The sequence below is a fragment of the Pseudomonas sp. TWP3-2 genome (assembly GCF_049897765.1).
Taxonomy (GTDB): Bacteria; Pseudomonadota; Gammaproteobacteria; order Pseudomonadales; family Pseudomonadaceae; genus Aquipseudomonas.
In genome coordinates, this window is the sequence record NZ_JAFCWW010000019.1 from 1 (window position 1) to 12,141 (window position 12,141).

General features: G+C 58.7%; 10 protein-coding genes. 3 read left to right on the forward strand and 7 right to left on the reverse strand.

Annotation, left to right across the window (positions count from 1 at the left end; all coding sequences use genetic code 11):
- Positions 1 to 213: 213 nt before the first annotated feature.
- Complete coding sequence (locus ACP7EE_RS22040) at positions 214 to 834, reverse strand: cell wall hydrolase (protein WP_426236733.1); 621 nt, start codon at positions 832 to 834, stop codon at positions 214 to 216.
- A gap of 202 nt (positions 835 to 1,036) precedes the next feature.
- Between ACP7EE_RS22040 and ACP7EE_RS22045 the strand changes: the two genes are divergently transcribed.
- Positions 1,037 to 1,888, forward strand: coding sequence for a CAP domain-containing protein (locus tag ACP7EE_RS22045; RefSeq protein ID WP_426236735.1), 852 nt, complete (start codon positions 1,037 to 1,039; stop codon positions 1,886 to 1,888).
- Positions 1,889 to 1,931: 43 nt separating this feature from the next.
- On the opposite strand, the gene ACP7EE_RS22050 is transcribed toward ACP7EE_RS22045, so the two are convergent.
- From ACP7EE_RS22050 to ACP7EE_RS22060, 3 genes are all read right to left on the reverse strand, one after another.
- Positions 1,932 to 3,218: an ATP-binding protein gene (locus ACP7EE_RS22050; protein WP_426204355.1), complete on the reverse strand. Its 1,287-nt coding sequence runs from the start codon at positions 3,216 to 3,218 to the stop codon at positions 1,932 to 1,934.
- Positions 3,219 to 3,926: a response regulator gene (locus ACP7EE_RS22055; protein WP_420649616.1), complete on the reverse strand. Its 708-nt coding sequence runs from the start codon at positions 3,924 to 3,926 to the stop codon at positions 3,219 to 3,221.
- A gap of 141 nt (positions 3,927 to 4,067) precedes the next feature.
- The gene (locus tag ACP7EE_RS22060; RefSeq protein WP_426236842.1) at positions 4,068 to 4,670 is read right to left on the reverse strand and encodes a tRNA-(ms[2]io[6]A)-hydroxylase; all 603 of its coding nucleotides are present in this window, start codon (positions 4,668 to 4,670) and stop codon (positions 4,068 to 4,070) included.
- Positions 4,671 to 4,829: 159 nt separating this feature from the next.
- Here ACP7EE_RS22060 and ACP7EE_RS22065 point away from each other — a divergent pair, with 159 nt between their 5' ends.
- Positions 4,830 to 5,693, forward strand: coding sequence for a universal stress protein (locus ACP7EE_RS22065; RefSeq protein ID WP_420649615.1), 864 nt, complete (start codon positions 4,830 to 4,832; stop codon positions 5,691 to 5,693).
- A 124-nt stretch (positions 5,694 to 5,817) separates the two neighbouring features.
- Here ACP7EE_RS22065 and ACP7EE_RS22070 read toward each other — a convergent pair whose 3' ends face one another.
- Entirely contained in the window at positions 5,818 to 6,288 is a 471-nt protein-coding gene (locus tag ACP7EE_RS22070; protein ID WP_420649614.1) for a DUF1289 domain-containing protein, read from the reverse strand.
- Positions 6,289 to 6,756: 468 nt separating this feature from the next.
- Here ACP7EE_RS22070 and acnB point away from each other — a divergent pair, with 468 nt between their 5' ends.
- Complete coding sequence (gene acnB / locus ACP7EE_RS22075; RefSeq protein WP_426236844.1) at positions 6,757 to 9,366, forward strand: bifunctional aconitate hydratase 2/2-methylisocitrate dehydratase; 2,610 nt, start codon at positions 6,757 to 6,759, stop codon at positions 9,364 to 9,366.
- Between the two features lie 618 nt (positions 9,367 to 9,984).
- Here the strand turns inward: acnB and ACP7EE_RS22080 are convergent.
- Positions 9,985 to 11,265, reverse strand: a complete 1,281-nt coding sequence (locus tag ACP7EE_RS22080) for an HAAAP family serine/threonine permease (protein ID WP_426236737.1) — start codon at positions 11,263 to 11,265, stop codon at positions 9,985 to 9,987.
- A 473-nt stretch (positions 11,266 to 11,738) separates the two neighbouring features.
- Positions 11,739 to 11,933: a hypothetical protein gene (locus ACP7EE_RS22085; RefSeq protein ID WP_426236739.1), complete on the reverse strand. Its 195-nt coding sequence runs from the start codon at positions 11,931 to 11,933 to the stop codon at positions 11,739 to 11,741.
- Between the last annotated feature and the right edge of the window lie 208 nt (positions 11,934 to 12,141).

A 12,141-nucleotide genomic window follows, 5' to 3' on the forward strand; every position in this document is an offset into this window, starting at 1 on the left:
CTTTATCGGCGCTTGGGTGAAAGGAGGAGGGGCGAAATCTCCCACGGATCTGTACTGCGTCAACAGTCAGAAGCCAGCCTAGTCCCTTCTCCTCCCTTCAAGTACTAAGCATACAAGCTGGCTTGCCAGCGATAGCGGTGGGTCAGCCAGCAAAAATATCAGCCCTGCCGACCGCATCGCTGGCAGGCCAGCTCCCACATTTGATCCCTGCGCCTAACGCGCGTCGCCGTTCTTGGGTTTGTAGAACAGAAACTTGCCGGTCTCGGCAGTTTTGGTGTATTCCCCGGCCCAGCTCGGATGCACGTTACGGTCGTGGAAATATAACGCGCCGCGAGTGCGATCCTTGAGCTGACGGTTCAGTGCCTTGCCGGCGATTTTCTTGGCCAGGGTGTACTCGGCATCTTCGTTGACCTGGTCCGAGCGGCCATCGCACCACCAGGAAAACTGGCAGCTCCTGGTTTCCGAACCCTGCTTGACTACCTCGCAAACAGTGCCGGGAAAGCCGTCGTGGCCGAGACGATTCATCACCACGCTGGCCACCGCTTCCATCTCGGGAGTGTTGCGGCCCTTGGCTTCCCAATAAATGCTGCGCGCCAGGCAGGTGATCGGATCGTCCAGCGGCGCGGTGCCGGCCGGGTCGACGGCTTGCACCTCTTTCGGGGTGATGGCTTCGGATTTTGCTGCAGGCGGGGCGTCGGGTTTGTCAGCGGCTTTTTCTTCCAGCACCTGAGCCTTTTCTTCGGCCCTGGCTTTGATTGGCGCTTGATCGGTGGCGCTGGCAGCGCCGGTCAGCAGGGTTAACGCAAGACACACAAGAAAACCGTTCAATCGCATGATCGATTCTTCCGGCAGAGCCCGGTCCGGGCAAGTTGTTACGTGGTTGAGACCCCCGAATTGCGGGGCCTGCGCAGAGTGTAGACGGCAAATACTGACCCAACCTCAAGCGCAAAAATTCCACGTTTCAAGCAAAAAATCCATTGCCCCAAACCGGGGCTTTTCGAGCATCATGGGCGCATTCAGCCCAAGGGAGATTTCCATGCGCTTCATGTCATCCGTTCTGCGATTTGCCGCGTTGTCCGTGGGCCTGGCGTTTGCCGCTTCGGCCATGGCCAGCGACGAATCGCAACTGGTCGAGTCGATCAACAACTACCGCAGTCAACCGCAGCGGTGCGGCAGCCAAGCCTCCAACGAGTTGCCGCCACTGTCGGCCGACCCACGGCTGATTCTGTCCGCCAGCGGCGCCGTCGATTTGCAACAGGCGATGGCCCGCGCCAGTTACCCGATGGTCAACGTGCAAGCCATCACCCTCAACGGCCCGCGCGATGCGACGTCGGCGATGAAGGCGATTCAAGAGAGCTTCTGCCAGGTCGTGCTCGATCCGCAATTCGTCGATGTCGGCGTCAGCCATAACGATCGCGACTGGCGCATCGTGCTCGCGCGGCCGCTGCTGACTGCACGTCTCGGCGATGGTCAAAGTGAGGGGCAGAAATTGCTTGAGCAACTCAACGTCGCGCGCAGTCAGCCGCGTCAGTGCGGCGGCCAGGCATTCGCCGCAACCACACCACTGACGTGGAACGCGGTGCTCGGTGGCGCTGCCGAAAGCCACAGCCGGGCGATGGCCAACAACAACTTTTTCGACCACAAGGATCGCGACGGCCGCACCCCCGGCGACCGTGCGGAACTGGCCGGTTACAGCGGCCAACTGGTTGGCGAAAACATCGCTGCCGGGCAAGACACCGTGCGCAAAGTGGTCGACGGCTGGCTCGCCAGTCCGGGCCATTGCGCGAATTTGATGAACCCGCAATATCGCGAACTGGGCGCGGCGTATGCGACAGATCCGAAGAGCGACGCGGGGATTTACTGGACCGCGATGTTCGGCGCGCAATAACCTCGAACCCTCAGGGGATGTGTGCTGTTCAGGGGATCAGTGATTAATCCAGGTGTGCCCAGGTCATACGGAACGATGCCCCGCCCCACGCGGAATCGCCGACCTCAACCTGTCCGCCATGGGATTGCGACACGCGCCGTACCAGCGCCAGCCCCAGCCCGAAACCACCGGTGCGGCGGTCGCGACTGGCGTCGAGGCGCGAGAACGGCTCAAAGATTTTTTCGCGCCCGTGCAGCGGCACTCCCGGCCCGTCGTCGTTGACCTGCACCACGTAATAATCGCCAGTGCGCACCAATGACACCTCGACGCGCTGCTCGGCATAACGGATCGCGTTGCGCAGCAGATTGATCACGGCGCGCGCCATGAACCGCGGTTCGATGCGTACATGCTCAAGCTCGCAGTCGCAAATCAGCAACTGCACCCCCGCCGCCTCAGCCTCTAGCGCGACACTGCCGACCACGCTGTCGAGCCAATCGGCCGCCTGAATGTTCTCGCGGGTGATCACCGTGGCACCGCGCTCAAGACTGGCGTAGGTCAACAGTTCGGAAACCATTTCCTCCAGTTCGCCAAGATCGGCGTACATATCGGCGATCAGCTCGCGGTTCTGATTTGGATCAGGTTGCTGCTTGAGTTGGTCGAGTTCGAACGACAAACGTGCAATCGGCGTGCGCAATTCGTGGGACACGGCGTTGGTCAGCTCGCGCTGGTTGGCGATCAGGCTTTCGATGCGTGCCGCCATCAAGTTGAAGTGTTCGGCCAGATCGCGGATGTTCGAGCGCCTGGACAGCTGAATGCGCGACGACAGGTCGTTGTCGCCAAAACGTTCGGCGGCCAGCCGCAGTTTCTCCAGATCGCGCCAGTGCGGGCGCACCCAGAAGAACATGACGAAACCGAGCAGTACCGCCAGCATCAGATACGCGCCGACAATGTAGAACGTCATCAGGCTCGGCTCGGGCGGCAACTTGATGCTCAGCACTTGCGACCCGCCGTCGATGTTGCTGATGAACTGGGTGTAATTGTCACGCGTGACCAACAGCCCTCGGGCCAGTTCGGCTTTTTCCTGTTCATCCAGCGCCAGTTGATCGGCCTCGACCAGACTCAGCGTCAGCCCGTAATGCGCACGCAACGCCTCAAGTTGCTGTTCACGCGCAGCGCCCTGCCGATCACGCATGTGCTCAATCAGCGACCAGGCCTGACCACGGACTGCCTCGCGGTTGTAGGCTTTCATCTGATTGTCGAGCAGCGCATTGAAGGTGTGCTCGACCGTCTGTAACGCCAGTACCAGGCCGACCGTCATCACCAGAAACAGCCCGAAAAATAGCCGCAGCATCTACAACTCCCACGCGAACGGATTGAACAGGTATCCCTTGCCCCACACGGTCTTGATGCATACCGGTTCGCGCGGATTGTCCTTGAGCTTGTTGCGCAACTTGCTGATGTACACGTCGACGCTGCGATTCAGGCCATCGAAGGCGATGCCGCGCATGCGGTTGAGGATATCGTCGCGCGACAACACTTTGCCGGCGGCGCTCGCCAGCAGCCACAGCAGTTCGAATTCCATGGTGGTCATCTCCACCACTTCGCCGACCAGACGTACTTCGCGACAGCTGCGGTCGATGTTCAACTGGCCGAATTCCAGTGAATTGACTACACCGCTGTCCGGCACCTGGCGCCGTTGCAGTGCGCGCAAACGCGCGAGCAAAACCGGTGGTTTGATCGGTTTGATCACGTAATCGTCGGCGCCCGATTCCAGCCCGAGAATGTGATCGAGGTCGTCCTCTTTGGCGGTAAGGATGACGATTGGCGTATCCGACACGCTGCGAATCTCGCGGCACACGTGCAGGCCGCTTTGCCCCGGCAGCATCAGGTCGAGCACTACCACTTTCGGCTGAAATTCGACAAACGCTGCCACCGCCAGATCGCCGCGATGCACCGTGCGCACTTCGTAGCCGTGCTGTTCGAGAAAATGCGCAATCAGTGTCGCGAGGCGCTCGTCGTCCTCCACCAGCAGGACTTTGCCAAAACCCAGGTTATCCATACCAACCGCCGCCAACTGCTTTTTGAAGTGGCCGACATTATGGCGGCATTCGCGGGCAAGACGTTTAGCGCAGACAGCAAAAACCGGCCGCAGGGGCCGGTTTTCGATGATGTTTCATACTCTTAAGAGTTTTTAACAATCTTAAGCAGGCACACCACTGTGGAAACGGAATTCCACATCCGGCGATTCGATCAATTCCTGCTCGGCAGCGCGCACGCGTTCGATCACTTGCGCGATGTCCTTGGCGTCACCGTACTGATAAGCCAGTTTCAGATAACCCTGATAATGCCGCGCTTCGCTTTTCAGCAGACCAAAGTAGAACTTGCCGAGTTCTTCATCCAGATGCGGCACCAGCGCTTCGAAGCGCTCGCAACTGCGTGCTTCGATGAAAGCGCCGACCACCAGCGTATCGACCAGTTTCACCGGCTCGTGGCTGCGCACGACTTTGCGCAGGCTTGAGGCGTAACGGCCGGCGTGCAATTGACGCAGCTCGATCTTGCGCCGCTTCATGATGCGCATGACCTGTTCGTGGTGCACCAGCTCTTCCCGGGCCAGACGCGACATCATGTTGATCAGATCGACGTGGGAGTGGTACTTGGCGATCAGGCTCAACGCGGTGCTGGCGGCCTTGAACTCGCAGTTCTTGTGGTCGATCAGCAGGGTTTCCTGGTCGGCCAGTGCGGCTTGCACCCAGGCATCGGGCGTGCGGCAGCCAAGGAATTCGTGGATTTCGGGAAAGATCATCAGGCTCACGGCTAAAGGTGTTCGAGCGAAGGGCGCCGATTATACCGGCCTGCCCGCAGACCACCAGCCGCCCGCGTTGATATGCATCAACTCGCGGGCACGGGCGCAGCAACTATAGTTGTGCAACGCCGTGTTTTTTCTTTGCTGGAGACTCCGCTCATGCAAGCCATTCGCAGCATTCTGGTGGTCATCGAACCCGAACACGCCGAGAGCCTGGCGCTCAAGCGCGCCAAGCTGATCGCCGGGGTGACCTCAGCCCATTTGCACCTGCTGGTGTGCGACAAGAAGCACGACCACGCCGGCATGCTCGGCGTGCTCAAATCGGCGCTGCTGGCGGATGGTTACAGCGTGACCACCGAGCAGGCGTGGAACGAGAGCCTGCATGAAACCATCGTTGACGTGCAGCAGGCCGAGGGTTGCGGGCTGGTGATCAAACAGCATTTCCCCGACAGCGCGCTGAAAAAAGCCCTGCTGACCCCGGCAGACTGGAAGCTGTTGCGCCACTGCCCTACCCCGGTTTTGCTGGTGAAAACTTCTGGTTCGTGGAAAGACAAGGTGATTCTGGCCGCAGTTGATGTGGGCAATACCGATGGCGAGCATCGCCATTTGCATGCTGGCATCATCGACCATGGCTTTGACATTGCGGCTCTGGCCAAGGGGCATTTGCATGTGATTGCCGCTCATCCTTCCCCGATGCTCTCGGCCGCTGACCCTGCATTGCAGTTGAGTGAAACCATCGAGGCGCGATATCGCGAGCAATGTCGGGCGTTTCAGGCCGAGTTTGATATTGATGATGCACGCCTGCACATCGAGGAAGGCCCGGCGGATGTGTTGATACCGTTCATGGCGCACAAGCTGCAAGCGGCGGTGACGGTGATTGGTACGGTGGCGCGCACCGGTTTGTCTGGCGCGTTGATCGGCAATACAGCCGAGGTCGTGCTGGATGCGCTGGAGAGCGATGTGCTGGTGCTCAAACCGCAGGAGGTTGAGGATCATCTGGTGGAGCTGGCGGTGAAGCATTGAGAGATGTGAAGTCTATTCGGGCGCCATCGCTGGCAAGCCAGCTCCCACAGTGATTGTGTGATGCTCTCTGTTGAGGACACACCGAGAACCCTGTGGGAGCTGGCTTGCCAGCGATAGCGGTCAATCAGGCGCCGAAGGCATCTCTGAGGAAACCGGGAGCGATGTAACGCTGATAATGCGCTTCCGACAGCAGGAAAAATTCCCGATCAATGGCATCGCGCAATTCCGGCAGATTCCACTCGCGAAACTCCGGCAGCAACACCATCCCGTAGGCTTCCAGATTAATGATCACCCGCGCCCCTCGGGCAATCAGCTGATACGCCCAGCAATATTCCGACTGATGCGGCACAAAGCGGATCTTGCGCTGTTCAAGCTGCTGACGCAGCAGATCGCGGTCGAACACTTCGACCTTGCTCTCCATTACTTGTGACAGCAGTTGCTCCAGACGCAGCCACACCGCGCGCTTTTCCTCCTCGTTGTAACCATTCCAATTGATCACTTCGTGGTGAAAACGCTTGCAGCCACGGCACACGAGATCACCGTAAACGGTGGAGCAGAGGCCGACGCAGGGGGTCTTGATGGTCTGATTGGGCATAAATGGGCAAAACACTGCAACGCGGAACAGGCCGGCATGTTAGCCCTTTGTCGGGCATTGATCACCCCTCAAACGTCAGGGCTTAGCGCACAAAACGCACTTTGCCCCGTCGACGCGGCCCGCCACCAAAGTCCAATAGAGCGCGACTTACCTTTAAATTTTTTTTGCCGTAGAATCAGCCAGCCTTTTAAGGCGCAAATGTCCGTTAGAAGCTGTTTTCAAAGCGTCACGAGCACAGTCGTTCCTTCAGAACGGTGTTGGCGAAGGGTTTTTCCAGCGGGGAAAAATCCGACGCCAACCCTCATCAGCTCCACGTTCTGCAGGCGTAAAACTTTGAAAGCAGCTTCTGTAAGGAATGCCCGGTAATTCTGGCCAAGCGGCGCACAACGCCGCGCGGCGCATGAGTACGTGCATTTCGCGACGAGCGTCCCGGACACCCATTTGGGACCACTGATGAGGGTAATAACTGTGCTTGAAGCCTACCGCAAACATATCGAAGAGCGTGCAGCACTGGGTATTGTTCCCCAGCCGCTTAACGCCGAACAAACAGCCGGCCTGGTCGAGCTGTTGAAGAATCCTCCGGCTGGCGAAGAAGCTTTCCTCGTTGACCTGATCACCAATCGCATTCCGCCAGGCGTGGACGAAGCGGCCTACGTCAAGGCCGGCTTCCTGTCTGCTCTGGCCAAGGGCGAAGTCTCCTCCCCTCTGCTGGACAAAAAGCGCGCTGTAGAACTGCTCGGCACCATGCAGGGCGGCTACAACATCGTGACCCTGGTAGACCTGCTGGACGACGCCGAGCTGGCGCCAGTCGCTGCCGCGCAACTCAAGCACACCCTGCTGATGTTCGACGCGTTCCACGACGTCGCTGAAAAAGCCAAGAACGGCAACGTTCACGCTCAAGGCGTGCTGCAGTCCTGGGCTGACGGCGAGTGGTTCAAAAACCGTCCGACCCTGGCCGACAAGATCAGCCTGCGCGTGTTCAAGGTCACCGGCGAAACCAACACCGACGACCTGTCCCCTGCTCCAGACGCCTGGTCGCGTCCTGACATCCCGCTGCACGCCCTGGCCATGCTGAAAATGGCCCGTGACGGCATCGTTCCTGATCAGCAAGGCGCCATCGGCCCGATGAAGCAGATCGAGGAAATGCGCGGCCAAGGCTTCCCGATCGCCTACGTCGGCGACGTCGTCGGTACTGGTTCGTCGCGTAAATCGGCCACCAACTCGGTACTGTGGTTCTTCGGCGACGACGTTCCTTTCGTACCGAACAAGCGTGCTGGCGGTTTCTGCTTCGGCAGCAAGATCGCTCCGATCTTCTACAACACCATGGAAGATGCCGGCGCACTGCCGATCGAATTCGACGTTTCCAACATGCACATGGGCGACGTGATCGACCTGTACCCGCATGCTGGCAAAGTCTGCAAACACGGTACCGACGAAGTCCTGACCACCTTCGAAATGAAGACTCCAGTGCTGTTGGACGAAGTCCGCGCTGGCGGCCGTATTCCGCTGATCATCGGCCGCGGCCTGACCGAGAAGGCTCGCGCCGAGCTGGGTCTGCCACCGTTCGACCTGTTCAAAAAGCCTGATGCACCGATCGAAAGCACCAAAGGTTTCACCCTGGCGCAGAAAATGGTCGGCAAGGCTTGCGGTCTGGCAGAAGGCAAAGGCGTTCGTCCTGGCACCTACTGCGAACCGAAGATGACCACCGTAGGTTCTCAGGACACCACCGGTCCAATGACCCGTGACGAACTGAAAGACCTGGCGTGCCTGGGCTTCTCCGCTGATCTGGTGATGCAGTCGTTCTGCCACACCGCGGCTTATCCAAAGCCGATCGACGTGACCACCCACCACACCCTGCCTGACTTCATCATGACCCGCGGCGGCGTTTCCCTGCGTCCGGGCGACGGCATCATCCACTCGTGGCTGAACCGCATGTTGCTGCCGGACACCGTCGGTACCGGTGGTGACTCGCACACCCGTTTCCCGATGGGCATCTCGTTCCCGGCCGGTTCCGGTCTGGTGGCGTTCGCCGCTGCCACCGGCGTAATGCCGCTGGACATGCCGGAATCGATTCTGGTGCGCTTCAAAGGCAAGATGAAACCTGGCATCACCCTGCGTGACCTGGTGCATGCAATTCCTTACTTCGCCATCCAGAACGGTCTGCTGACTGTCGAGAAGAAAGGCAAGAAAAACGCCTTCTCCGGCCGCATCCTGGAAATCGAAGGCCTGGAGGGCCTGACGCTGGAACAGGCTTTCGAGCTGTCCGATGCCTCGGCTGAACGTTCGGCTGCCGGTTGCACCATCAAGCTGTCGAAAGAGTCGATCACCGAGTACCTGAACTCGAACATCACCCTGCTGCGCTGGATGATCGGCGAAGGCTACGGCGATGCACGTACTCTGGAACGTCGCGCTCAAGCGATGGAAGCCTGGGTTGCCAACCCGGAACTGATGGAAGCCGATGCTGACGCCGAATACGCCGAAGTCATCGAAATCGATCTGGCCGACATCAACGAGCCTGTGCTCTGCGCGCCAAACGATCCGGACGACGCCCGTCTGCTGTCCAGCGTTGCTGGCGAGAAGATCGACGAAGTGTTCATCGGTTCGTGCATGACCAACATCGGTCACTTCCGCGCTGCCGGCAAGCTGCTGGAACAGGTCAAAGGTCAGCTGCCAACCCGTCTGTGGCTGTCGCCGCCGACCAAGATGGACGCTCACCAACTGACCGAAGAAGGCTACTACGGCATCTACGGCAAGGCTGGCGCGCGCATGGAAATGCCGGGCTGCTCGCTGTGCATGGGTAACCAGGCACGTGTAGAGCCGAACTCGACTGTTGTGTCGACTTCGACCCGTAACTTCCCGAACCGTCTGGGCGACGGCGCGAATGTCTACCTGGCCTCGGCCGAGCTGGCATCCGTAGCTTCGATCCTGGGTCGCCTGCCGACCGTCGAGGAGTACATGGAATACGCTGGCAAGATCGACAGCATGGCCGCCGACGTTTACCGCTACCTGTCCTTCGACCAGATCGCCGAGTTCCGTGAAGCTGCTGCGAACGCCAACATCCCGGTCGTTCAAGCCTAACGCTACAACGCAATAAAAAACGCCGCCCATCGTGAGATGAGCGGCGTTTTTTTATGCCTGCTGGAAAGTCGCCACCTGTTACGGCCGCATCGCTGGCAAGTCGAATCGTCGCACCGCAGCTCCCACAGGTTTGAGATCCACCCAAAAACCGCACTTCGCTTCTAACCACTCAACACAATGAGCGTTAGCTCGAGTGCAGCTCTTGATCACAAGCGCCCGTCGGCAGGCTGAGTGGAGGGATTGATCCGGGGGTGGGAGCGCAGCGACCGTTTGGCGCAGCCAAACACATCGAGAGGAGGTGCAGCGCAGCAAACCGGAGGCGATGCGCCCGGAACAATCCCGGAGCGAAGGAACCCGAGCCACAGCGAGGGCCGAACGTCAGGGTAAAGCCTTTTTGGTTACTTTTTCGGCGTCTGGAAAAAGTGACCCGCCGTCAGGGCGGAACCCCAAGAAGCCGTCACCGCAGCACTGGATCTGTACTCAGCCAGAAAAAAACCATTGCCAGCGATGAGGCCGGAGCAGCCACCACAGATAAAAACAGGCGTAAAAAAGGCCGACCTGCGATGCAGATCGGCCTTTCTTGATTCGCCAGATCAGACCAAAATTTGCGCCTGTCAGTTAAGCAGTCAGCGAGTAAATCAACGCAGAAATCGCCACCAGACCAACTGCGGTGACAAACACGTTCGATGCCTGGCCGCGATAGCGGGCCATCGCCGGCACTTTGCGGATGGCGTACATCGGCATCAGGAACAGGATCGCCGCGATCACCGGGCCACCCACGGTTTCGATCATGCCGAGGATGCTCGGGTTGAGCGTGGCAACGATCCAGCACACTACCAGCATGAACGCCGCCACAATGCGATCCAGAGCCTTGGCACTTGGGCGCTTGCCGCTTTTGACGATCAGGCCTTTCAAGCCTTCGCTGGCACCGATGTAGTGACCGAGGAACGACTTGGAGATCGCCACGAACGCAATTAACGGCGCGGCGAACGCGATGGTCGGGTTACTGAAGTGGTTGGCCAGGTACGACAGGATCGACAGGTTCTGCGCCTTGGCTTCGGCCAGTTGTTCTGGCGTCAGGGTCAGTACACAGCTGAAAACGAAGAACAGCACCATTCCGACCATCAGCAAGTGCGCACGGCAGAGGATCTGCGAGCTGCGCTCTTGGGCGTGGACGCCGTAACGACGCTTCTGATCAACCGCAAACGCCGAAATGATCGGCGAGTGGTTGAACGAGAACACCATCACCGGAATCGCCAGCCACAGCGTGTGCAGCAGCGCGGATGGCGCCGGCACTTGCGAAACGGTGCTGAGGATGCCGCCATTCCAGTGTGGGATCAGGTACACCGCCAGAAACAGCAGCGCGACGATAAACGGATACACCATCAGGCTCATGGCCTTGACGATCACCTGCTCACCGCAGCGAACCACCGCCAGCAACCCCAGAATCAGCGCAAACGACAGCAACGCGCGCGGTGGCGGCGTGATGTGCAGTTGGTGTTCGAGGAAACTGGCGACCGTGTTGGTCAGGCCGACGCTGTAAATCAGCAGGATCGGGAAGATTGCGAAGAAGTACAGCAAGGTGATCAGCGCGCCGGCCTTGATGCCGAAATGCTGCTCCACCACTTCCGTGATGTCGGCGCCTTCGCGACCGGAGAGCACGAAGCGGGTCAGACCGCGGTGTGCGTAGAACGTCATGGGGAATGCCAACAGCGCCAGAATCACCAGCGGCCAAAAGCCTCCAAGACCCGCATTGATCGGCAAAAACAGGGTGCCGGCGCCGATGGCCGTCCCGAACAGTCCCAACATCCAGGTAGTGTCATGGCGATTCCAGCTCGACAGTTCAGTTGGTGCTGCCGCTTCATAGCGTTCGTCGACGCTATTGGCCTGATCATTCATCCGGTCGGATCTCCGCATTCCGGTCACTTGCCACTCGGTCAGGACGCGTCGGAAAAAACCGACAGACATGCTCCGGCCGAAACAGGGGCGCGATTCTCCGTGATAAATCAGCAGAAGCAAAGATTTAGCTGAGGAATGGTTGTGCGGTGCAGATCGGAGGGGTGTCGTTTTTGGTGAATTAGATGTCGGCCAAGGATACGTATATCGTCGTTTTCTGACACGTTGCAGCGCCACGCTTGCTCATCAGGCGCGATCAGAATGATCGGCCCAACATGAAGCCAAGGCAAACGCAAAACATGCCGAAACCTAACAGCACCCAGAATCTAGACATGTTCTCCTTGTCTTCAAGGCGCATTGCCTGGACATACTCCTCGAGCTCTCGATCCATTTGCTCTCCACGAGCTTTGACGTCATAGGTACTCATTTTGATTTTTCCTTTTCAGGTTATGGGGCTGACGAGTGGTGTGAATAATTCAAAATTTGAGTGCAAGCCCTGCTACAGCGACGAATGCGACTAACACTCCGCCCATTACTGCGAATGGATACAAATTCGTCTCCCACCTCAGCTTTCTTTCTTCCGTCAGAAGCTTCTTTGTCTCAACCGCGATTTTCCGCACTTCTTTTTGTAGCCTCTCGAGTTCCAGATTTTCACGATCATCCTGAAGCATTGGCCTTCCTTGGCTTTGAGTTACCGCTCGGCCGGCGATTGCATCCTGGACCGCACTGCCCTTTCCACCCGGTAATAATTTCGTATTCATCACCCGAAGACTAGCGGGCAAATCCGGCAGTGTGCGTAGGCAAAATCCGTGCTTTGTGTAAGCACGCTCCGAGGACAACCACTAGCGAAACTTCCGACAAACATTCCAGACCAAACGG